General features: G+C 44.2%; 18 protein-coding genes. 12 read left to right on the top strand and 6 right to left on the bottom strand.

Going from position 1 to position 22,773, the window contains the following annotated elements:
* The first annotated feature begins 234 nt into the window (after nt 1–234).
* On the top strand, nt 235–1,308 hold the full coding sequence (locus LHL20_RS14720; protein WP_226433841.1) for an adenosylhomocysteinase: 1,074 nt from the start codon (nt 235–237) through the stop codon (nt 1,306–1,308).
* A 97-nt stretch (nt 1,309–1,405) separates the two neighbouring features.
* Nucleotides 1,406–2,614, top strand: a complete 1,209-nt coding sequence (locus tag LHL20_RS14715) for a M24 family metallopeptidase (protein ID WP_226433840.1) — start codon at nt 1,406–1,408, stop codon at nt 2,612–2,614.
* Nucleotides 2,615–2,690: 76 nt separating this feature from the next.
* On the opposite strand, the gene LHL20_RS14710 is transcribed toward LHL20_RS14715, so the two are convergent.
* The 4 genes from LHL20_RS14710 to LHL20_RS14695 are packed head-to-tail and all read right to left on the bottom strand — an operon-like array spanning nt 2,691 to nt 8,098.
* Nucleotides 2,691–3,305, bottom strand: a complete 615-nt coding sequence (locus LHL20_RS14710) for a hypothetical protein (protein WP_226433839.1) — start codon at nt 3,303–3,305, stop codon at nt 2,691–2,693.
* A gap of 12 nt (nt 3,306–3,317) precedes the next feature.
* Entirely contained in the window at nt 3,318–4,271 is a 954-nt protein-coding gene (locus tag LHL20_RS14705) for a hypothetical protein (RefSeq protein ID WP_226433838.1), read from the bottom strand.
* Nucleotides 4,272–4,290: 19 nt separating this feature from the next.
* Complete coding sequence (locus LHL20_RS14700; RefSeq protein WP_226433837.1) at nt 4,291–7,122, bottom strand: polysaccharide biosynthesis/export family protein; 2,832 nt, start codon at nt 7,120–7,122, stop codon at nt 4,291–4,293.
* A 13-nt stretch (nt 7,123–7,135) separates the two neighbouring features.
* Entirely contained in the window at nt 7,136–8,098 is a 963-nt protein-coding gene (locus LHL20_RS14695; RefSeq protein ID WP_226433836.1) for a vWA domain-containing protein, read from the bottom strand.
* A gap of 519 nt (nt 8,099–8,617) precedes the next feature.
* On the opposite strand from LHL20_RS14695, the gene LHL20_RS14690 reads away from it, so the two are divergent.
* The 10 genes from LHL20_RS14690 to LHL20_RS14645 all read left to right on the top strand — a co-directional run bounded on the left by LHL20_RS14690 (nt 8,618) and on the right by LHL20_RS14645 (nt 19,753).
* Complete coding sequence (locus LHL20_RS14690) at nt 8,618–9,505, top strand: sulfotransferase family protein (RefSeq protein WP_226433835.1); 888 nt, start codon at nt 8,618–8,620, stop codon at nt 9,503–9,505.
* The gene (locus LHL20_RS14685; protein WP_226433834.1) at nt 9,502–10,767 is read left to right on the top strand and encodes a hypothetical protein; all 1,266 of its coding nucleotides are present in this window, start codon (nt 9,502–9,504) and stop codon (nt 10,765–10,767) included. The genes LHL20_RS14690 and LHL20_RS14685 overlap by 4 nt, the downstream gene beginning before the upstream one ends.
* Nucleotides 10,768–10,790: 23 nt before the next feature.
* The gene (locus tag LHL20_RS14680) at nt 10,791–11,897 is read left to right on the top strand and encodes a glycosyltransferase family 4 protein (protein WP_226433833.1); all 1,107 of its coding nucleotides are present in this window, start codon (nt 10,791–10,793) and stop codon (nt 11,895–11,897) included.
* 17 nt (nt 11,898–11,914) lie between these two features.
* Nucleotides 11,915–12,838, top strand: a complete 924-nt coding sequence (locus LHL20_RS14675) for a glycosyltransferase family 2 protein (RefSeq protein ID WP_226433832.1) — start codon at nt 11,915–11,917, stop codon at nt 12,836–12,838.
* A 192-nt stretch (nt 12,839–13,030) separates the two neighbouring features.
* Nucleotides 13,031–13,474, top strand: coding sequence for a UDP-N-acetylglucosamine--LPS N-acetylglucosamine transferase (locus LHL20_RS14670; protein WP_159626437.1), 444 nt, complete (start codon nt 13,031–13,033; stop codon nt 13,472–13,474).
* Nucleotides 13,471–13,950: a glycosyltransferase gene (locus LHL20_RS14665; RefSeq protein WP_226433831.1), complete on the top strand. Its 480-nt coding sequence runs from the start codon at nt 13,471–13,473 to the stop codon at nt 13,948–13,950. The genes LHL20_RS14670 and LHL20_RS14665 overlap by 4 nt, the downstream gene beginning before the upstream one ends.
* A gap of 16 nt (nt 13,951–13,966) precedes the next feature.
* Nucleotides 13,967–15,292 carry a flippase gene (locus LHL20_RS14660; protein ID WP_226433830.1) on the top strand — a complete coding sequence of 442 codons (1,326 nt, stop codon included), beginning with the start codon at nt 13,967–13,969 and terminating at the stop codon, nt 15,290–15,292.
* 87 nt (nt 15,293–15,379) lie between these two features.
* A complete protein-coding gene (locus LHL20_RS14655; protein ID WP_226433829.1) occupies nt 15,380–16,456 on the top strand; it encodes a Kelch repeat-containing protein in 1,077 nt (358 codons plus the stop codon).
* A gap of 206 nt (nt 16,457–16,662) precedes the next feature.
* The gene (locus tag LHL20_RS14650; RefSeq protein ID WP_226433828.1) at nt 16,663–18,306 is read left to right on the top strand and encodes a Na/Pi cotransporter family protein; all 1,644 of its coding nucleotides are present in this window, start codon (nt 16,663–16,665) and stop codon (nt 18,304–18,306) included.
* Nucleotides 18,307–18,337: 31 nt separating this feature from the next.
* Nucleotides 18,338–19,753 (top strand): MBL fold metallo-hydrolase RNA specificity domain-containing protein, encoded by a 1,416-nt coding sequence (locus LHL20_RS14645; RefSeq protein WP_226433827.1) that lies wholly within the window; start codon nt 18,338–18,340, stop codon nt 19,751–19,753.
* 21 nt (nt 19,754–19,774) lie between these two features.
* Here the strand turns inward: LHL20_RS14645 and LHL20_RS14640 are convergent, their stop codons facing one another.
* Nucleotides 19,775–20,560 carry a crotonase/enoyl-CoA hydratase family protein gene (locus tag LHL20_RS14640; RefSeq protein WP_226433826.1) on the bottom strand — a complete coding sequence of 262 codons (786 nt, stop codon included), beginning with the start codon at nt 20,558–20,560 and terminating at the stop codon, nt 19,775–19,777.
* A gap of 57 nt (nt 20,561–20,617) precedes the next feature.
* Entirely contained in the window at nt 20,618–22,693 is a 2,076-nt protein-coding gene (locus tag LHL20_RS14635; protein WP_226433825.1) for an ATP-dependent helicase, read from the bottom strand.
* Nucleotides 22,694–22,773: the final 80 nt, after the last annotated feature.

Here is a 22,773-nt window from a genome sequence, read left to right as displayed (position 1 = left end):
ATGCGACAGTGGAAAGCTGCACTCAAATGGTACAGCTCCATAGTAGACAGTGCATGGGCCGGAAGCACATGGAATTAAATTCGTGGGGATCCCTCAGGGGCTGACCCATCAATATTGCTGAAAACATAATTTTCACAGATCCGCTTCAGTAACGTATCATTACTTTTTTCTCTTAATTTAATGCTTGTCATGTACCAAAATTTTAACGCTGAACTGGCGTGGGCATCGCTGCACATGCCACGTACTCGCCAGGCAATCGCCGCACTTCCTGATTTAAGTGGAATAAGACTCGCTTGCAATATGCATCTTGACTTGAAAATGGCTCCGCTTGTTGAAGGGTTATTGTCTCGTGGTTGTGAAGTTTTTCTTACTACCTGCAATCCCACTACCGTGCAAAACGATGTGGTTAACTACCTTGTAGAGAAAGGGGCAACTGCGAAAGCATGGCGCGATATGAGCAATGAAGAGTGGTCTGCGTCATTTGACGACGCACTTGTGTGGCAGCCCACACACCTTTGTGAAATGGGGGCCGATCTGACAACGCGTTTACACGAAAATGTAGCGTTGGGTAAGTCAGTGTCTACTATTGCAGCGAGTCTGGAAGCCACCGGGTCTGGCATTAACCGTTTAAAGGGTATGAAGCCACAATATCCGATTTACAACTGGGATGATCTGCCGGTTAAAGAGGGGTTGCATAACCGTCATATGGTGGGGTTAAGCGCATGGCAAACTTTCTTCCAAACTACGCATCTAACACTGCACGAAAAGGTTGTTGTCGTTATTGGTTATGGGCTTGTTGGTCAGGGCGTCGCTGCGTCAGCTAGGGCTTTCGGAGCCCAAGTTCAGGTTGCTGAACTTGATGCTGCACGTGCCCTTCAAGCAAAGTATGACGGTTGGCCAGTAGTCGATTTACATGATGCAGTTAAAACTGCTGATGTGGTGGCTACTGCAACAGGTGCCAGCGATGTGGTTAGCGCTAAGCATCTAGATAACATGAAAAGCGGGACTTTTATTCTAAATGTTGGTCATGTGGCGAAAGAAATTGATGTTGATTACTTAAAGAGTAACGCTACACATAGTGAGCCCATGCCGTATGTTAATGCCTATACGCTGCCTGATAGAACGCTCTATTTGCTCGCTGATGGTTCGATGTTTAATTTAACCGCTGGATATGGCGATAGCCTAAATGCGTTTGATGTCACATTGGCGGTTATGGCAGAAGGAATAGGTCATATTGTGGGTGAAGGTGCCACCAGTGAGAGCGGGTTGTACTTGTTACCTGAAATGGTATGGAAGCGCGCGCTGTAGTGAGCGCGCATTGATTTATACGAAACATCTTGTTGTAAAAACGCAGTACTTTGGTCAATACACGCTATTTGACCTACTAATGAAAACAGGAAAAAAAATGTCAAATGGTATCGGCGGTAAAACGCAGCAGCAGGCGCTTGCTGAACTGTCTAATATGACGTCAGACTTAACGCCAATTCAATTACATGAATATCAAGCTCGTATTGAAAAAGCGCAAACATATATGCGCAATAACAATATAGGCGCTTTGTATTTAAATGCAGGCACGAACCTTACCTATTTTACCGGTATGCAGTGGTATCCGAGTGAGCGTTTGGTTGGGGCATTACTGCCTGCTGAAGGCGATGTTGTTTACCTCGCGCCAGCGTTTGAGATTGATTCGCTCAAAGAACGCCAAGTTGTAGATGGCGTGATTAAGGGATGGCACGAGCATGAAAGTCCCTACGCACTTTTTGTTGACGAACTTAATTCATTATCACTAAGTGGCAACACTAAAATTGCCATCGATGAATCAACGCCGTTTTTTATTGTAGACGGTATTAACACCTTATTGGATAGCAGATGGTCTGTGATTAACGGTGTAGAGGTTTCTGCGCACTGCCGTATGCACAAGTCTGATAATGAACTTGCCCTTATTCAACGTGCCATGGATATGACCCTTGAGGTACATAAAGCCGCCGCCAGTATACTTTGCGAAGGAATTACAACTAAAGAGGTTGAAGATTTTATCAACCTAGCGCATCAGAAGGTGGGCGCGAGCGGTAATTACTTCTGTATCGTATTGTTTGGCAGAGCAACATCTTTTCCTCATGGCGTTAAAGATCCACAAGTCTTAAAGCAAAACGACTTGGTTTTAATCGATACTGGCTGCAAGGTACATGGGTATCTCTCAGATATAACTCGAACCTACTGTTACGGCACACCTACCGAGAAACAAGTGGCAATGTGGGAAAGTGAAAAACGTGCTCAGCAAGCGGCTTTTGATGCTGCACGACTTGGCGTTAGCTGTGGTGATGTAGACAATGCCGCTAGGTTGAGTTTACAACACGATGGTCTAGGCCCAGACTACAACCTACCTGGTTTACCTCATCGAACTGGGCACGGTATTGGTATGGATATTCATGAGTGGCCGTATTTGGTGAAAGACAATCCACAGCCATTAGCTAAAGGAATGTGCTTTAGTAACGAGCCTATGATTGTGGTGCCAGGTGAATTTGGTATCCGACTTGAAGACCATTTCTACATGACAGATTCGGGGCCTAAATGGTTTACTCAGCCTAGTCATAAAATAGATGCGCCCTTTTAGAAAGGGCGACAGTTTGCGGCTATATTTCGATACGATATTTAGCCACTAAATCAAGTAGTAGTTAGACAAGCTCAAGTCAGGTAGATTGAACCGAAAATACAGCGTGCTTTAGCTCGGTGCCTAGCGGTTTTCGGTTCATAACTTTGGCTTCAATAATACCTATTAGCGCCATGCTAACTGTTGTTACAAAGTACACTTTAAGCGCAAATCCATCGGAATAAGGCGCTAATTCATGATCCCAATTCCAAATGAGTACAGGGATAATACTGATAAACCCACTTAAAATCGCATAGCCGCAGTTACGTACACAACGATAGAGAAATAAAGTGAGTTGATTGACTTGATGTGCGGGCTGGTTGTTAAAGACCATATAAAAGGTTGTGCTGTGTACCGTACCGACCACGACCAGTGACACAAAGAAAACGTCAATACGATAGGTTTCATACAACGTATTGCCCATTGAGCTTTCCACTAATGCCGCAAGAATGAGTACAACCGCAATACGTACAATAAGTTCAACTGCAACCACAAAGTAAGTAGGAAACTTGGCCAATTCACCACCATTAGCATGTTCGTTTATTTTAATTTGAAACGCTCTCGGCGGCGCAAGTAATAAAAAATACAACACCGTGTATGTCAAAAAATGATTATCGAAACGGTATGCCCGAATGGATTCCATGATGTTTCTCATTACGTACTACTCCTAGAGATCATGATAGCGGTTAGGTGGGTTAAGCTTTTTAGGCTCAAATCTTTCTGCATAGGCTTTAAGGTCGCGACGTAGTGCTCTAACTGCATTCATTGAAACCACGAAAACAACACCTAAGAACAGCAGCAGTACAAAGGTGATAGCGACCCACTGTTTGCGCGCGGGGTAAGATTCAAAAAGCGGTATGGTTGCCGGTTGGATCACTTCAAGTGGATAGTTTGCCCGTGCGTTAATCAGCGACTCAACCGCAAGTTGTGTTTCAAGCAGCCGGAAGATAGAACGCTGAATTTCCGCATTTTTTATTTCACTAAGACGCTGCTCCAAGTAACTACGTCGGCTTTGGATCTCTTCTAAATCTAGTTTGCGTAAATACTCATTGAATGACCTTACAAAGGTATTGGCAAGCTTAGTGGAAAACTCAGGTGATTTTGAGGTAATACGTATGTTTAAAAGGTCGGTTTTTTTATCAATGAATACATACAGCGCATCAGATTTAAACTTCTTAACGGCCTCTCGCATGTCAGGCTCAAAACCATCTATCCAGCTTTGTGTTGTGGCATCCCAACTTTCCTCGTACAGCCACTGTAGTAGGTTTTGCTCCTCAATAAATGCACTGATATAGCCAAAGGAATCCATCCTAGCGAGTAAGCGTTCTCGTTCATTGGCTTGGATCCCATCAATGATAAAGTCGTACTCCAGTACACCAATGGTGTTTACACCACGATAATTGTTGGGCTGAATGCCACCGGGATCTTCACTAATATTTATTGCCACTGTGGCTTGCGCCGAATAACGGTTGTCTAACATAAGCGATATGCCTGCTACAATTGCTGCTCCCACAATAGCCACCATGGCAATGCGGAACTTGTAGCTGAACAGTTGGTGCAAAAACTTCAGCAGTAATTCATATTCAGCGACATGTTGGCTTTCGTCATTGTTATTTGCCATAACATCCTTACTCCATTCGCTAGTTCATTAAGTTCGCAATCATTGCGGTAGCGATAATATTTTTGTAGAAAATATCTACCCATTTTTCTACTGACTCGCGACCGTTTATGCGATCTACGCTCAGTGGTACAAATATTGTTGAACCTGGCGTAACTTTTACGTTCGCTGGAGAGTTGAACCAACCCCAAGAGCTTGTACTAGAGCGAACCGACATGACTTCACCGTTAGCCTGAACAATATACGCGTGCTCGTACTGACCAAGCTCTTTCACACCACCACTTAGGCCTATATAGTCAAGTGCGGCGCGATCGTCTCGATACTTATGTGATGTGGGGAAGTACACTTGGCCAATAACACTTACGTCGTCTTGATATTTTGGCACTAAGATACGATCACCGTCTTCAAGCACGATATCAGATGACTCGTCACAGCGTGTTACGGCGCTATGAACATCAACAACCATTCTTCCTAATGCTTTTTCTGGCGACATTTTCTTAAGTACGTCAAATACATCCTTGGCGCGTTGATCTTTAGGCATCTTCTCGTCTTTATTGACCCCCTGTGATACATGGGTATCAGCAAGTAACCTCTCTAGTTGGTCAAACATTCTATCAAGTGCTTTTTGCTCTTTCTGACGCACACTTTCTCGCAAAAATACGGTGCCAAATAGATACGCATCTTCGGTAAAACCACCTACTTTTTGCATAAGCGAACAGAGGGTTTCTCTTTTGTCGATGCGGTATTTACCCGGGAAGGTAATTTCACCTTCGATTTCAACAAACTGTGGTGTTTGCACCCACTCAGGCTTAACGCGCAGTACCAAATGATCTTTCGGATGTAAGATTAAATTGGTGGTATCTAAAAGCGGATCGTTTTTAGTCAAGCTTATGGCACGGGAGTCTGTTCTGCTAAACTCACTATCCATCAACACTTGGCGAGACAACGTCGCCGCTAATCCATAGGCTTCTTCTTTCATGCCGCCGGCGGCCGCAATTAAATCGTCAATGCGCATGCCTGGCACCATAGGGTAGGCACCTGGATGAAATACTGAACCAGTAACCTGAACAATAGGCGCTTGCTGGCCAAACTGAGTTTCGCGTTTGACCCGTTCTAGCGGCGTTTTTATTAGTGCAGCTCGGTCGATATCTTTATTAAACAGATAAACTTTGTCTTTAGGCTGCAAAATAGGGTTGTGGTCGGGCTTATTGTTTAGCGCCTCTTTAAGCGAAACGTGAATAAAATAAAGACGGTCTGACTGAAGGTCGGTACGTGCAAGCAACGCGTAGTCAAGGTCAACACCTGCTTCTAAACCGCCCGCGTATTTGACCATATCAAGTAGGCGCTTGCCCATGTGCAGCGGATAGGTACCCGGGTGAGGGACCGCACCTTTGAAGTCTACTACTTTAACCGGGTCATTAGCGGTAGCTTCATTTTGTAGCTTCGCCACTACCTTTGATAACTGACCGGCACGAGGTGAATGCGTATCGAAGATAATGATCTGATCACGGGGGTGAAGCACAATATTATCTTTAGAATATTCGTCGGTTATTGCATTCCAAAGGTTAAAGTAAATAGCTTCGGTACGTTTGTCTTCGCGGTTTTCGCGTTGGATCATGGCTGCATCAAACTCAGCTCCCTGTCGTAGAATATTTTTGGACTGGATCAGGTCAGACACTTTCATTCCCTTAAACCATTGATAACCGCCGGGCGTTAATACGTGACCTGAGAGTAAAACTACGTCGTCCATTTTATCTAGCACCGGAAAGATGCGAATAAGATCGCCGTTTTTAACGGCCACAGTGTTGCCGTTACGATCCAAATTAGCCTGCATTAAGGTATACATGCCGCTATTTGACACTCGCTCAATTTGGGCATTCTTTGCATTTGCTGTTGGCAGTAAACCGCCTGCTAATGACAAAATTTCAGACACGTTTTGCTCGTTCGCTAGCTCATAGATGGCTGGACGCAATATTTCGCCTGCAATGCCAACTGTCGGGCCAACAGGTGGAACAAAAATAAGGTCGCCCTGACGCAGATAAATGTTGGCGCTGTCGTCACCTTTTAGCAATAAGGCGTAAAGATCGAAAGTGGCGACAACACTACCATGACGCTTCACTTGAATGTTGCGCAACGAGCCAGTGCGCTTTACCCCGCCGCTGGAGACCAGTGCGTTAATTAGCGTAGAAAAGCCGCTAACGGAATAACTGCCAGGTTTAGATACCTCTCCTACAAGCATAATTTGAATAGAGCGGAACTCAGAAAGTGTAACTATGGTTTTTATACCAATGCGTCTGGTTTCAATGGCCTCTGATATAACAACTTTTGCTTCCTCAAAGGTAAGGCCGCTTAAGTTAACGGCGCCGGCGTCTGGGATAAGTAGCATACCTTCTCGGGTTACCGTTAAGTTGTATTGAACGTTGGTGGCCGCAAATGCTTGTATAGTGAAAGTGTCGCCAGGCCCGATAACGTAATCGTAGGGCACAGGCATATCTGAAACAGGTGCAAACGTAGTAGCAACACTGTTAAACATTTCATAACCGAAAAGCTCTAGTTTACTTTGCACTCGCTGTTGCTGAATTTCTTCTTCCAGTGTTACCGGCCGGAGCGACTGAGAAACGTTCTGTTCTAGTTGCGTAGGCGCTTGGTTCTGTGTATTTGGCTCTTCAGTAATAACCACTTGAAAGCTTGCATTATCTTGCTCAGCATTCGCCGTTTGCGCAGACATTATGGCTTCTTTACGCTGCTGATCTTCAACTGTCGCTACGCGAACAGTGTCAACTTGCGCTACGCTGACATTCATTAGGAAGCCTACAACCAATAAACCCGAAAATATTACTTTTACCATCTTCATGATCTACATCTCCCTAATGATTCGTTGGAAAGCGCGGACAGCCGCTATAATCAACCATTTTGCCCGGTGAGGTATCTGGGCAGCGATCTTGATAGTCGTAAATACCATCGTTATCGCTGTCAGAGGGGCCTCGATAAAGCACGGTTTCCACGAAATTAGCCATATTGCTGGGTTGCGCTACTTTATCAACAGCTGCCGAAAAGCCACAGCTGTCAGCACTTTCTAGTCGACTACGTGACATGCGATTGCCAACGCCGACAGTGTAAAAGCAAAGGCCTGAGTAGCTTTGCGGCCATGCTATTGACGCCGATTCTGGAACAACAACATGCGCGTTTGTTGTGAAATCGGCGCGTTGACGCATACGCATTACTGCATGCTCGACTGACTCATCTATTTGCTCCCACTCAGTAACCAACACAACGGCTGATGGACCGTGTAAATTGCCTACAAGCTCCGACACAAAATCAAGCGCAACTGATAAAGATTGCACTTCAACATGTTGAAGTGCACGGTGCTGGCCTAACTGCTTTTCAAGTTCGATTGGAAGCAATGGTGAAACACTCAAACGCGCATCTAATGGCGCATAAAGTTGCGGGTTAATGGCATCATCATAAGTGACGATAGTACTGCTAAAGCGTTGAGTGGGCATAGTCTTGATAAATCTGCGGACCACTTCTTTAGCGTAGAACTGAGTATTGAGACCACGAAACGAATCACTGAGCGCTGAACTTTGATCGATAACAAAAACGATATGGTCAACACGTGGTTGAAGCTTAAACTGCGCTACGCGCTCGTCTATTGGCATGGGGTTAAAAATATGAACAGACTGGCGGTGTAGACCAGTATCGTAGTCTTCAACTTTAGCCATATGCTCATGTTCTGGCACATGAACTAAATTTTCAGTCGCCATACAGCCGCCTAAGCAGAGTATGACTAACGATGAAAGCACCCCATTTTTCCAATTTTTCCATGCCATCGTAATCACTCCCAAATCCATCCTTCAACGGTCGCTTAAAAGATGCTTTGAATCGAAAATTGTAAATTTGCTAACGGCACGCGTGCCTTTAACTCTGTATTAACTTTAGCAAGAAGCCTTCCTTTTCGATGTTTTAGGGGGCTAAAAATCTATATTGTAAGTCTAAGTTATTGTTTTTTATTGATTGATTTTTGGTCTTTTTCTGATGTGGAGGAAGGGGGTTACAGTCAGCTTTTTTATTTTGCAAACTGCAAATCGCGGTTATTCACCGGTTTTCTCAATTGTATTTGCAAAATGCGAATTGCCTCGTGCTATAAGCGGTGTCGCCGTATCTCGTTAATTTCGCTCATCCTTTTATAAATAACCGATAGCGACGAATTTTTAGTGGTTGGTATAGATTTAGCTATAGTTGATGTAAGTGGCCAAGATAAAACGAAGCCAAAGCGTTTCAACATCAATGAACAGCAAGCCCAGTAAGTAAAAAAGTGCAAGCGTATTTAAAAGGAAAGGAGAGTGCCAATGCCTGATGTGTTTATTCTAGGATTTACAAAATGCGCTACAACCAGTCTGTACAATCAGTTGATGCAGCATGAGGATGTTTCGCACACTAAACGCAAAGAGCCTCATTATCATTTTGCACAAGTGAAAGGAACGCAGTTTGATGGGCCTGCAGACAACGACACTGTAAGCCAAATGTTTGTTACTGAAGAAGATAAGTATCATGCGCTTTACGAACCCGGCAAGCTTTCCATTGATGGGTCGGCCATGTCAATTGAGGCGCCCGAAATACTCGATAGCATCAATGCTCAATACCCAAATGCAAAATACATTTTAATGTTGCGTAGCCCCATTGAGCGGGCATTCTCTGCTTATTCGCACCTGATTAGAGATGCAAGAGAAACGCGAACATTCAAAGAAGCTCTCGAGCATGAGCTGTCAGGTGCTCGAGATAATTACTTACCCATATGGCATAACCTTAAGTCGAGCCGTTTTGTTGAGGCAACGCAATACGCTCGAAATCTATTTGGTGAACGGTTAAATGTCATCGACTACCGTGACTACGCCAAAAACAATGAGCAGGTAATGAATGAAGTTGCGCAGTTTCTTGGACTCTCACCAGCTACCTGGACACAAGACTTTGCGAATCGTTCTGGGATTCCTCGTTCACCTACATTGCAAAAAGTACTGATGCGCAAATCGTTCGCAAAGAGCGCGTTTGTAGCGCTGTTTCCGGAAAAATTTGTAACATCTTTAAAACGCTCTTTAATGGAACGAAATACTGGTGACAAACCTGTGTTGAGTGAAGAAGACCGCACTTATTTTGCAGAGCTCATCAGCGATGAGCGCGACAAAATTATTCCGTATATGCCCGATGCACAATTGTTGGAGTCGCTTTATTCGTTATGAGTGATACAAAGCAAGTCTCAATTGTGCCACATATTTTGTTCACCATGTTCATTCTTGAAATCTTTTTCTTGATGGTGAAAAAAATCAACTTAGCCTTGTACGGCCCGTTTGACTTGTTTGAAAAACTCTTCCCCATAATAGCAATTGGACTTTTGATAACCGTCATTAGACCAAGGCTGAATGTTCAATGGTGGGCGGCACTGTTTCTCTATTTGGGGTATCTGATTTACGGTGTGCTTATCTCACTTGCTAACCAGAAAGGTATGAAGATCATTCTGGTTCAGCTTTACCACGAACTAAAGTTCTTCCCAATGGTCATGCTGTTTTCTGTTGCGCGTGTTGATGAGATTTGGACCCAAAGAACACTTAAGGTGATTAAGCCCTTAATGGTCATGTGTATATTGCTCATTCTTTTTCAAGCTGGCGCATCAGGTGCATACGATGCATTATTTAAAAGTGGCGGACATTTTGAGCCCGGTCATTTAGGCGGGATGTTGGTGCCGCGCTTTGTGGGGTGGTTTTGGCACCCGGGTCAATCTGCGTTGTTCTTTACCATCGCCGCAATACTGATAAAAGTGGAATACCAGCGCGGTAATATTCGTTTTGGCCATTCTCTCGTTTTTCTGTGCATTGTTTTTGTCTTTGTTGCCATTCAGCGTTTAGAACTCATGCTGTTGTTTATGGCGCTAATGGCTATGAAGGTTCAGCGCGCCTTTAACTTTGATTATCGCCTCATTTTGGCACTTGTTGTATTTGCGTTTTTTACCTGGCTTATCAGTTTTTTGAGCATGGATAAAGACAACGCTTGGTACGTGCTTGAAAACTTCGAGTCTCCTCGCGTCATCTTTTTGGTAGAAGCTGTATTTGAACTGTTTGAAAGCAATTTTTGGGGAGCCGGGTGGGGAACAATTGGTAGCCATTCGGCGGCCGATGTAGCAAACGTTTATGAATACAATGCGATGAAAGATTTATGGTGGGTTCAGTTAGGTCAATACTTCTATGATACCTACTGGCCGCACGTTATTGGTGAGACAGGTATTCCTGGCTATTTCCTTCTATTGCTATCGATGACGTTCATGGTATGTGCACTGAAGCGTCCAGAAGCAAGTTTATTGTTATTTCTACTATTATTAACCAGTGCGCTGTCATCAAATGCGCAGTCGCTTTATCACCTTACGATTTTTGGCTGGTTCATTACGTTGTTGGAAAGCGATCCGAATGGTTGGAAAAAGCCGAAAACAAAACCTGTTTTAACCACGTGAAGCTACGTTGTAGGAGAACAACTATGAGCGATACTATTCAACGAAAGGGCGTTGCGATTATAGGAACAAAAGCACGTGGTGGGATCCATGCTGTCATCGAAAACCACATTCAAGCAGGGGTCTATGATGATTATGAGCGCTACGTCATTGTGTCTCATGATGATGGCAGTATGCTAAAACGCTTTTATGTTTATTTCAGCGCGTTAGCGTCATTACTCGGACTACTGTTTAGAAGCAAAGTCGACATTTGTCATTTGCACGGTTCGCATAAAGGCAGTATCTACCGAAAAGCACTGTTTATTCTTGTGTGCAAGCTATTTAACTGTAAAGTTATTTTCCATCTACACGGCTCGGTGTTTGCGCGAACCTATGACAGCGCGGGTGGATTCTACAAGGGCCTTGTTAGATATGTCTTAAATAATGCCGATAGCGTTTTTGTGCTTTCTGAGTATTGGGCAAAATACGTCAGCGCTATTTCAAGTAACGATGACATTCGCGTTATAAACAACTTCCCGTCTCCTATTTTTGAGTCTCTTTACCAACAGAAAACCTTTACCTTTACTCAGCCAATTCATTTTTTGTTCTTAGGCTATATTGGTCAGCGAAAAGGCATATACGACCTTGTTGACGCTGTCGAAAGCCTAAAACAACAAGGCATCGGTGGGTTTAAGATAAAGGTGGGAGGTAACGGAGAAATAGATAAGCTCAAGGCGTTGATAACGGAAAAGGGGTTATCTGACTACTTTGACGTGATTGGCTGGGTGACCGGAGACCAAAAATACCAGCTGATGAACGAAGCTGATGTACTTTTACTTCCTTCACATAACGAAGGGCTTCCTATCGCTATTTTAGAAGCTATGTCGGCAGGTCTTGCGGTGATAAGTACGACGGTAGGCGGGATCCCTGAAGCAATCCCTGACGACAATGCGGGGTTACTTATTGAACCCGGTGACAAACAGGCATTAGCGCAGGCAATTAAGAAATATATTACAGATAAGGCGCTAATAGCACGCGCAGCCGAACTCTCACGGCAACGCTACGACTCTGCCTATTCGTCGACATCAAATGTAAAAATCATAAGAGATGTTCTCGAAAAACTGATTAACGGCGAATTGTCTACTGCGGGCTAAACCGCTGTGAGGGCAAGATGAAGATAGACGTCACTGTCATTATTGCGGCGTATAACGCCGCGCAAACAATAGCTACAGCAATCGATTCTGTGCTCAATCAAACTCACTATAATCTAGAGCTTATTGTGGTTGACGATTGTTCGGCCGACGATACTTACTCTATTGCTATGGCGTACGCCCAACATGACTCTCGAGTAAAAGTTCTAAAAACGCCTCAAAATATGGGGCCGAGTGCCGCGCGAAATATAGCGTTACGCGCAGCCAATGGCGCTTTTTTTACCGTACTTGATGCCGATGACTGGTTTACAAGCGACAGGCTAACCACGCTTTTAAACGCTGCTTTAAACAACAATGCCGATGTGGTGATAGATAGCTATTTTCTTGCCAGCCCGAAAACTAAAGCTTGCTATGCGGCAAAGCACACCAACTTGTGCCCGCTTAACGCGCATCAATACATGGATGGGGTCTTTTTTATCGCTAACGGCTTAGGTTCAACCAAACCTTTAATAAGCATAACACTTATTAGGCAAAGCAAGGCGGAATTTAATGAGCGCATAAATGGTGGCGAAGACCTATTACTCTATGCTCAGCTGGTATTGAGTGCGCCAACGAGTTTGTTTATTAATTGCCCTACGTATTGTCGTACTGAGTCACCCCAGTCAATTTCAAGGGGCAATCGAATTCGCTTTCTTAATGATGTGCTAAATGCTTATGCGATACTTCGACAGCTTATTCATTCCAACAATCGCGTTACCCCGCAACTTTTAAACGCTATAAGCTACAGAGAAATGGTGGTTGAAGACGCGTTAGTCGCAGCCAAATGGAAACACTGGTTATCCCAACAATGTAAACCGCCCGTTCCTTCTGCAAAGAGTTTATTTCGGCTTATACGACATATATGGTGTCGCAAAGCGCGATATTCCATAAATGTACTATCATAAATATCGTGATTTGCATTCTGCATAAAACCCTAAGAAATCACATTTCTATTTTGCGAAATGCGAATGAGTAAAAACGGTTTTTCAGTGTAACCTTTTGATATTTATTGTTTTTTAAGTTTGGCCTGAGCTTTGCTCTTACTTCAGTGTAGTGATTAATCGGTTCCGAGACCGTTTCTATACTGGAGTATTATCATGAAGCAGAAAAAACTTTTAGCAGTGGCATCTCAAGGCGGTCATTTAATTCAGTTGTTGCGTTTAAAGCCTGTTTTTGACCGCTATGACACCAGCTATGTTTCCAATCATTATCGCGAAGGTATGGGAAGTAAGTTTTTTAAAGTCATTGATGCGAATGGCAATGAGAAAATGAAGTTGCTTGTGCTGTTTGTGCAAATGGCTTGGATCATGGCCATCAAGCGTCCAGATGTTGTGATTTCAAGTGGTGCCGCACCTGGCTTTTTTGCCGTAATGCTCGGTAAGTTTTTTGGCGCTAAAACAATTTGGATAGACAGTATAGCTAACGCCGAAGAGCTGTCACTGTCAGGCAAGAAAGTAGGTGCATTTGCTGATCTTTGGCTAACGCAGTGGCCAAACTTAGTCCAGCCTTCTGGCCCTCAATATCAAGGGAGAGTTTTATGATATTTTTGACTGTAGGTACACAGTTACCTTTTGACCGTTTTGTAGAAGCTGTTGACACATGGGCAGCAGACCATCCAGACGTTGAAATATTTGGTCAAATTGGTGAGGGAGAGTATCAGCCAAAGCACATTAAATACTGTGCGTTTTTGGATGAAAAAGCCTACAAGCAAGAATTCGATAAGGCAGAAGTGGTGCTCGCACATGCGGCAATGGGCTCTATTATCACCTCACTTATTGAGTCGAAGCCTGTTGTCGTATTTCCGAGGGTGGCAGCGTTAGGTGAACACCGTAATGAGCACCAATTGGCTACATGTAGAAACTTTGAACAGCTTGACGGTTGCTATGTCACCTATGACGTAGAGCAGCTTTATAAAACCCTCGATGAGGTTTCATCACTTAAAGCTGGATCGTTAGGCCAGTTTGCCAATACTGATTTAATGGATAGCATAGAGAGTTTTATTCTTTCTGATAGCTAAGAAAAGGACTCACTTTATGGAAAAAGTGCCAAAGTGGCGTCTTTATCTTGCCGACCCCCATATGAGAGAAATGCTACTTGGTAGCGCAGTAGGGCTTACCGTTAAGGTACTTGCGGCGTTAAGTTTGTTCGCAATGAACGTTGTGGTTACTCGCACCGTTGGCGCTACTCAAGCCGGTTTGTTCTTTCTCTCTTTCACGCTCATAACTATCATTGCCACCGTTGGTCGCATTGGGTTAGATCAGGCGGTCGTTCGATTTATAGCGAAAGAAGGGGGAACAGACAGTTCAGATAAAGAGAGTCAGGTTCACAGTGTCTATATAAAAGCAGTTATTTGGACATTAATAGCATCAACATCGTGCTCTTTGGTATTTTATTTTGCTGCGCCTTGGCTTAATAATGCGGTATTTCAGTTACCTGGCTTTACGGCTGTTTTCAAAACCATGCTGTTAGCCGCCCCCGTTATTGCCATATACATCATCCATGCTCAAGCCCTACAAGGACTGAAGAAAATCTCTCAATCGATGCTGGTTTCAAGTGTATTGTTACCCAGTGTGATCCTTGTTTTATTAGTGATTGTGCCAGTTAATAGTGCTCAGGATATTGGCAATTATTTCGTTATTGCGAGTGTGTCTACACTCATTATAGGCGTGTGTTTTTGGGTTTACTCAGCTCCCAAGTCGATTAACAAAACAACGTTTTCATCAGCAGTGCTGCGCAGCACATGTATGCCGCTGTGGACTGTAGCCATTGTACATCAAGTGATCCAATGGTCTTCCCAACTTATGTTAGGAGTATGGGAAGATGCACAGGGCGTGGCATTTTTTGCCACTGCACAGCGCACAGCTATGTTGACCAGCTTCATTTTATTTGCTGTTAACACGATTGCAGCACCAAAGTTTGCCGCCATGCATGCAGCAAATGATATGGACGGGGTAAGGCGTATGGCCATTATGTCAGTACGCATGATGTTACTTGTTGCGATCCCCACTACCTTGTTTATTTTTTTATTCCCTGAATGGTTGATGAGTATATTCGGTGAGGAATTTAGGGCTGCTTCTTATGCGTTAATGATCTTGGCCGCAGGGCAATTTGTGAATATCGCCACAGGTTCTGTGGGTTATTTGCTAAGCATGACTGGGCTTGAGAAAAAAGTGCGCGATAATGTGCTAGTAAGTGGCGCGCTAACAGTGGCGCTGGGGTTAGCGTTAATACCATCATATGGCGTCATTGGAGCCGCAATAGCGTATGCCTGCGGAGTAGCTTCACAGAATTTACTAGGGGTATATCAGGTGAAGAAACATCTTGGTTTTAATACGTTATGTTTTTGGCGCACTGCTTAACAACGCATATTCAATCGATATCATTGCTTAGTAAACCCACCGCTGCTAGCGTAGCAATATCGCATTAGATTATTCAAAGAAAACGCAATGCAAGAAAAGGTCAGAAATCGCTTATTACAACCGAGTATATTGTTGACACTAATCACCTTCATGTTTACGTCGCAGGTGGCTCTAGCTAATACTGTCGATGAAGTGAGCGCTCTTAACATGTGGCAGGATGCACCTTCATTACCCTACAGAGTGCAAGAGATTTATCCAACCGTTTTTGAAAACCATATTGTTGTGGCCGGAGGGCTATCGCCAGATGTAGACGCAAACAAAATTGGTGTGTCCAAACGGGTTATTGCATTTAATATCGAAAGCTCTCTATGGATTGAATGGCCTGCGTTACCTGAACCACGTCATCATCCCATGTTAGTCGTGGTAGGCGAACGGCTATTTGCATTTGGTGGTTTTGTTCAAGATAGCAATGGCATGTGGCATAACAGCGTTGATGTGCTTGAACTCATAAGAAAAGATGACACAAGAAGCAACACAGGTGCAACATGGAATAAAGTGGCAAAGCTCCCTGCGCCTCTAGCTGAAACACTATCAGCGGTGCACAATAATAAAGTGCACCTGGTCAGTGGTAGAACTCCCTCTAAAGCGGCTAAAAATAGTCAGTGGAATGATCAAATCGACGTAAACACGCATTACGTGTTTGACCCTCAAACCCTTTCTTTTACTCAAGCACCCGCCATACCGACCGCCCGAAACAGCGCATGCAGTGTTGTTGTTAACAACTCACTTCACACCATTGGCGGCAGAACCGCAGCAGGCGGTAACTTGAACACGCACGAAGTGTACAGTTTAACTACGCAAAAGTGGGAATCCCTTTCTCCACTGCCAGATGCCCAAGGCGGGTTGGCATGTGCCTCGTTTAACAACCGGATATATGTATTTGGTGGTGAGTATTTTAATAATGGCGGTGGCGTGTATTCAACGGTGTGGGAATACGATATAGCTAAAGATAAGTGGCAAGCGATTAGCGAAATGCCCAACCCAAGACATGGGTTAGGAGCGTTAACCGTGGACAAACGTATTTACGTTATTGGTGGTGCGCTTCAAGCAGGTGGTAACCAAACAAGCGCCCTAATGACAGTGTTTCAACCCGATACACACTAGTTGAGCCATATTCTTACCTTATTAGCCAAAGCGATGGCGTTCAAACGGGCATGTTTTCTCTTGTTTTTCGTAGCTGGCGAATGGCTTTTTCTTGATTAAGAACAAAGTGTCTGTCGGCCTTGTGACTATACTCAAAGCAATATTATTAGCAACTTCGGTCTAGATTTGTGATTTAACGCGCGTCGTAGGCCTGCTGACGAGGGACCATGGAAAACCTGATATTGCTAGGAAGTGTCATTGGAGGCTTAGGGTTGTTCTTATTGGCAATAGGAATGATGACCGAAGGCCTAAAATTAGCCGCAGGTAATTCATTAAGAGGACTACTTGCTAAGTACAGTGATACTCCTATTAAAGGTGTCATTTCAGGCGCCATTATGACAGCAATTGTTCAGTCGTCGAGTGCAGTAACCGTTGCATCATTGGGGTTTGTAAATGCTGGCTTATTACGTATGCGCCATGCACTTGGTATCGTGTATGGAGCGAATGTTGGCACTACAATGACTGGATGGCTCGTTGCCGCAGTAGGATTCAAAATCAATATTGCCGCATTCGCATTACCGATGATTGGGATTGGCATGATACTAAAATTGCTCAATCCAAAAGGGCGCCTTGCTTCAATAGGCATTGCGCTTGCAGGCTTTGGACTGTTTTTTGTTGGAATAGACACTCTGAAAGCTGCCTTTGAAGGCATAGTGATTACATTGGATCTAAGTCAGATAACTGCCGAAGGTGCTACAGGTTTTGTTACATTCTTACTCATAGGCGTAACGATGACCGTGTTAACCCAATCATCAAGTGCTTCCATAGCGTTGACGATAACTGCAGCTACGTCGGGGATTGTTGGATTATACGCCGCTGGTGCAATGGTCATTGGTGCAAACATAGGAACAACTTCAACTGCACTTTTAGCCTCTGTAGGCGCAACATCCAGTGCTAAGCGAGTTGCCGCTGCACAAGTGCTTTTTAACGTCGCCACCGCGCTAGTGGCCGTCGTTACCCTACCAATCTTATTTGGTACGGTTTCGCTGCTTACGCAATGGTTAAATGTCCCTGCTGCTCCAGGTATTACACTTGCACTTTTCCATACGTTATTTAATGTGCTTGGTGTCTTTTTAGTGTTTCCCTTCAACGATACGATTGTGAATTTTTTAGAGCAACGATTCACATCGATTGAAGAAAAAGAGTCACACCCTCAATACCTTGATAAAAACATTGCTCAAACTCCCGTTCTCGCAGTCAATGCTACTATCCTTGAGCTCCTAGTCATTGCAGACAAGTTTTTAGCACTATATCCAAGCCTGTTTTCGACGGAAACGAATAAGCAAGACACAAGGCAGAGTGAGCTAGAAATTATAACAAAGCGCTGCTCCCATGTTTCTCAATTCATTGTCAACGTTGAGGGAGCTGCACTCAATGAAGATACAACCATTGCCCTTTCTGCGCTAATGCGAGTTGAACATTATTTTGTCTCTTGTACACACAGTGCTAAAAGCATTATCGAGAGTGATAGCGTGGGAGCGATGCAAGATAACTCGGAACTTAAAAAGCGCGTTTTTGAGTTCATAGAAGCAACGTCAGTTTTTTTACGAATGGTACGGTGGCGTCAGTTCGATAGCGAAGCATCACTCAATGTACAAATGGAGTTGCTAAGCAAAGAGTATCACGACTTAAAATCAAACTTAATTATAAGTGCTACTCGAAGCCAAATTTCAGTATCGCAAATGACCAAACTAGCAGACGCTATAGCATGTTGTTTTCAGATTTCTCAATGGTGGTTTAAAGCGTTCGAGCGATTGCAGTATGTCGAAGATGAAATCAATCAGCCACATCTCTCCATTAGCGATAAATAAAGTGAACCTGATAGAGTAGTAAGGAGATCCCATGGCAACATTAACTTTTTTAGGCGCGGTCGAGGGCGTAACGGGCTCTATGTACTTGCTTGAAACAACAAAAAGTAAGGTCCTACTAGACTGTGGATTGTATCAGGGTAAAAGGGAAGAAGAAGCGAAAAATTCAGCGCCTTTACCGATAGATGTGAAAAACATAGATGCTGTCGTGTTGTCTCATTCTCATTTGGATCACTCGGGACGGTTGCCGATTTTAGTCCGCGAAGGTTATGCAGGGCCTATCTTCATGACTAGACCAACAGCAGACCTTATCGAAGTATTGTTAAAAGATGCCGCCTCACTTCAAGAGCGAGATGCAGAGTGGGAAAACAAGCGCCGTAAACGCTCAGGTAAGACGCTGATTGAACCACTTTTTCGGGAAGGTGAAGTGGAAGGCGTAATGACTCTTACTAAACGTGTCCGCTATCAGCAAGTCATATCAATTACCAATGACATTACAGTTAATTTTGCAGAAGCGGGCCATATTCTGGGGTCAGCCATCATTGAATTAGTCGTTGAAGAAGAGGGAACTAAGAAAAAGCTCGTTTTCTCAGGTGACTTGGGAAATTCACAAGCCGCACTCTTGCGAGACCCTGAGGTCATAACCGAAGCTGATATTCTTCTGATTGAGTCTACTTACGGCGATAGAAATCATCGCTCTATGGAAGAGACTTTGGATGAGTTTGAAAAGGTTATTTTGCAAGCTAGTCAAAATGGTGGAAATATTCTTATACCATCTTTCGCCGTCGGTCGTACGCAAGAAATAATCTTTCGTCTAGGAGAGCTCTACCAGCAAGGCAAGCTAAGACACCAAAAAGTCTATTTAGATAGCCCAATGGCTATTGCTGTAACAGAGATTTATCATCGGTATCAGGACGTTTACAACGATGAAGATCTTGATGCTATAGAAGAGGGAGCACATAAAATACATAGTCGCAACTTAAGCCTACATTCTCTATTACCCATTCTGAGTTATACAACTTCAACCGAAGAATCAATAGCCTTAAACAAACTGGTTAGTGGAGCGATTATCATCGCGGGAAGTGGTATGTGTAATGGCGGGCGAATTCGGCACCACCTTAAACAAAATTTGTGGCGAGGACAGTCTCACGTTATTTTTGTTGGCTTTCAAGCGGTGGGTACGCCAGGGAGGCTCCTTGTCGATGGTGCTAAACGTATGAAAATTGTGGGAGAAGACATTGCCGTTAATGCGAGCATTCATACATTAGGCGGTTTTTCCGCTCACGCTAGCCAAGCGCAATTAATTGATTGGCTCTCAAATTTTGCTAATACACCGCGAGTTTTTTTAGTTCACGGCGAAGACAATGCTAAATTAGCGCTTCAAAAAGCAATGCTGTCAAAAGGGTACAAGTCTACTATCCCGGCATTGAATCAACGTGTGGAGTTCTAATCACGAATAATAAGTTGTGGATTACAGCTCATATTCCGAATCACTATTTCCAAGCGAGCGCTTAACGGCAATCTTTTGGTTTTTGCCCATAAAAATTTTGATTTGATTTATGGTTTCTTTGGCCAGAATTTGTCGCTCGTTGGTTCCCCATACTTGCTGATACATACGTTTGACCCGCTTATTAACATCAGGTGAGCGCGCCATAAGTTGATGCGCTAACTTTTGCGCTTCCTCTGTGGGTGAGTCTGAAATTTTCGATATAAGCCCGATAGACAGTGCTTCTTCTGGCGTAAGTTCTTCTGCGGTAATGGCAATACGTTTAGCGTGGTCAATACCCATACACTCCCGCATGCCTAACGTGCCACCCATGTCGGGTATCAGACCCCATTTGGCTTCTAGCACCGACAACGAACTGTCTGGTGTTGCAATTCTATAGTCACCGCCTAACGCTATTTGCATACCGCCGCCCCAACACTTTCCGTGTATTGCCATAATGACCGGAACCGGTAAGCGTCGCCAGCCAACACTGACTTGCTGGGCCAAATTAGGGCTGCCAGGAAGCCACTTCCACATCAGCTTGAGCGCGCTTTTTGGGTTCCCCATAACCGATTTAACATCTAAGCCGCTACAAAAGCTGGCTCCGTTGCCTGACACAATAACCACCCGAACGGCTTTGTCTTTTTTGATACGACTGATGCAATCTACAATGGCGGTAAACATGCCTTCGTTTAAGGCATTGTGTTTATCAGGGCGATTTAGCTCAACATGGGCAATGCCATTTTCGACATGGTAGTGTAAGTAGCTCATTATTTTTCTCGGTCAGGCAATACAGCGTTTCAACGTTTAAAATAAATGTACCCTAGTTCAGCCTTGGTTGTCCCACATTCCTAGAATGTTTTTCTTTATGTCGGCAATGGCGCCTTTAGCTATTTTCTTCTCGCCCTCAGACGCGGTGCGTTTTGGGTAGAATACTGGTTCCATATGGGCGCATACGCTGTCAGTGAAGAAGCGGCTTTTTGCACCGTATACATGCTTGTCGCCAAATTTTTGCTGTTCCGGTACCCAATACTTTAACGGTTGAATAAGGCTTAATTCATCTTTTGCCCGAGTAATTGCCACATAAAGTAAGCGGCGTTCTTCCTCTAACGCGCGCTTATCGCCTGCGGCATATTCGTTGGGAAAGTTGCCGTCGGCCACATTGAGCACAAATACATTTTTCCATTCTTGCCCCTTAGCGCTATGCACGGTAGACAGAATAAGGTAATCGTCATCAATAAGCGGCGCACCTGCCAGGTCGCCGGAGCTTTGTGGTGGGTCCAACGTGAGCTCTGTCAAAAAGCGCTCTCGAGAGGTAAATTGCTGAGAAATCATCGATAGCTGTTCTATATCGCCATAACGGACAAAATGGTCGTCGTAGTTTACTTCCAGCAATTCTTTGTAAAAAGTTGCTATTGCACTGGTTTGCTCTGCCCAAACTAGCTTGTTGCTGTGAATATCTTCAAGCAAGGTAGCTAAAGTTTTAAACGTCGATTTCGCAGACTCAGGTATGGCATAGGCCTGCAGCGAAGACAGCAAAAAGTTTTGTGATTCAAGGTAATTAAACACTTTATCGGCAATCTTGGGCCCAATACCAGGTAGCAATTTAAGCACGCGAAATGCAGAAATTTTATGTTTCGGGTTGTCTGCCCAGCGCAGTATGCAAAGTACATCTTTCACATGTGCAGCTTCTAAGAACTTAAGCCCACCGTGCTTTACAAAGGGAATGTTGCGCCGCGTAAGCTCAAGTTCAAGTCGATCGCTGTGATAGCTAGAGCGAAACAGTACCGCCTGCTGTTTCAATTCAATGCCTTCTTCGCGGGCTGCCAATATGCGCTCTACGATAAACTCAGCTTGTTTAACGTCGTTTTCAACGGTAACCCATTTAGGCTTAGGGCCAGCTTTACGCTCGCTATACAACTCAACTTTATAGCCTTCACTACTTTCATCTAACAAGGCATTTGAGAGCGCCAAAATATGCGGGTGAGAGCGGTAGTTTTGCTGAAGTGATATTACTTTACCGGGTAATGAAAACGCCGTGGGGAAGTTTAGGATATTATCAACGGTTGCTGAACGAAATGAATAAATTGACTGAGCGTCATCGCCTACTACAGTAAGCCCTTCGCCAGTCGGGAAAAAGCCTTTTAATATGCCTGCTTGAAGAACGTTCGTATCTTGGTATTCATCTACCAAAATATAGTCAAACTGCTTGCGTACCTCAGTGGCTATTGCCTCGACCTGAGCCATGTGAAAGCAATACAGCAGTAGGTCGTCATAATCTAAACTGACTTGTTCAATTTTAGTCTTGGCGTATTGGGAAAACAGTGTGGTTAGCTCGTCTTCCCACTCAGCGCAATAGGGGAAGTGGCTCTCAAGAATATCAGCAAGGCTAGCTTGTGCGTTGACACAGCGAGAGTAAATTTCTAAGCATGTTTTTTTCTTTGGAAAACGGCGGTTCACGCTGCTAAACCCGAGCTCATGACGAATAAGATCTATCATGTCTGCACTGTCGTTTCTATCCATTACCGTAAAATCGGCCTGAAGACCAATAGACGAGGCGTGCTCTCTTAATAACCGTGAAGCAATGGAGTGAAAGGTGCCCATCCAAGGTAATGTTACGGGGTGATAGGCAGCTTGTTTCTCGCGTAAGGTTCTCTCGACAATGCGATTGGCCCGTGAGCTGAGTTCAGATGCGGCACGACGCGCAAAGGTCATCAACAAAATACGCTCTGGCGCAACCCCCTTTAATATGAGTTGCGCTGTTTTGTGTGCAAGTGTATTGGTTTTGCCTGTGCCCGCGCCAGCAATGATAAGAAGCGGGTTATGGTGAGAAGGCGTACTCGAACTAAGACCGAAGGTAACCGCTTCTTGCTGCTGAGCGTTTAATTCTGATGTTAATAGCATAACGACTTATCCGAGTAATGTAGGGTTACAGGATAAATCAAAACACTGTATGTTTAAACAGTTTTAATATTCACGACTCC

The sequence above is a fragment of the Alteromonas sp. McT4-15 genome (genome assembly GCF_020515205.1).
In the GTDB taxonomy this organism is placed as follows: Bacteria; Pseudomonadota; Gammaproteobacteria; order Enterobacterales; family Alteromonadaceae; genus Alteromonas.
Note: the sequence above shows the minus strand (reverse complement) of the source record. Positions and strands in the feature narration are given on the sequence as shown.

Coding starts and splice junctions, on each gene's coding strand:
- LHL20_RS14720 (WP_226433841.1), top strand. CDS start 235: ATGCCACGTACTCGCCAGGCAATCGCCGCACTTCCTGATTTAAGTGGA.
- LHL20_RS14715 (WP_226433840.1), top strand. CDS start 1,406: ATGTCAAATGGTATCGGCGGTAAAACGCAGCAGCAGGCGCTTGCTGAA.
- LHL20_RS14710 (WP_226433839.1), bottom strand. CDS start 3,305: ATGAGAAACATCATGGAATCCATTCGGGCATACCGTTTCGATAATCAT.
- LHL20_RS14705 (WP_226433838.1), bottom strand. CDS start 4,271: ATGGCAAATAACAATGACGAAAGCCAACATGTCGCTGAATATGAATTA.
- LHL20_RS14700 (WP_226433837.1), bottom strand. CDS start 7,122: ATGAAGATGGTAAAAGTAATATTTTCGGGTTTATTGGTTGTAGGCTTC.
- LHL20_RS14695 (WP_226433836.1), bottom strand. CDS start 8,098: ATGGCATGGAAAAATTGGAAAAATGGGGTGCTTTCATCGTTAGTCATA.
- LHL20_RS14690 (WP_226433835.1), top strand. CDS start 8,618: ATGCCTGATGTGTTTATTCTAGGATTTACAAAATGCGCTACAACCAGT.
- LHL20_RS14685 (WP_226433834.1), top strand. CDS start 9,502: ATGAGTGATACAAAGCAAGTCTCAATTGTGCCACATATTTTGTTCACC.
- LHL20_RS14680 (WP_226433833.1), top strand. CDS start 10,791: ATGAGCGATACTATTCAACGAAAGGGCGTTGCGATTATAGGAACAAAA.
- LHL20_RS14675 (WP_226433832.1), top strand. CDS start 11,915: ATGAAGATAGACGTCACTGTCATTATTGCGGCGTATAACGCCGCGCAA.
- LHL20_RS14670 (WP_159626437.1), top strand. CDS start 13,031: ATGAAGCAGAAAAAACTTTTAGCAGTGGCATCTCAAGGCGGTCATTTA.
- LHL20_RS14665 (WP_226433831.1), top strand. CDS start 13,471: ATGATATTTTTGACTGTAGGTACACAGTTACCTTTTGACCGTTTTGTA.
- LHL20_RS14660 (WP_226433830.1), top strand. CDS start 13,967: ATGGAAAAAGTGCCAAAGTGGCGTCTTTATCTTGCCGACCCCCATATG.
- LHL20_RS14655 (WP_226433829.1), top strand. CDS start 15,380: ATGCAAGAAAAGGTCAGAAATCGCTTATTACAACCGAGTATATTGTTG.
- LHL20_RS14650 (WP_226433828.1), top strand. CDS start 16,663: ATGGAAAACCTGATATTGCTAGGAAGTGTCATTGGAGGCTTAGGGTTG.
- LHL20_RS14645 (WP_226433827.1), top strand. CDS start 18,338: ATGGCAACATTAACTTTTTTAGGCGCGGTCGAGGGCGTAACGGGCTCT.
- LHL20_RS14640 (WP_226433826.1), bottom strand. CDS start 20,560: ATGAGCTACTTACACTACCATGTCGAAAATGGCATTGCCCATGTTGAG.
- LHL20_RS14635 (WP_226433825.1), bottom strand. CDS start 22,693: ATGCTATTAACATCAGAATTAAACGCTCAGCAGCAAGAAGCGGTTACC.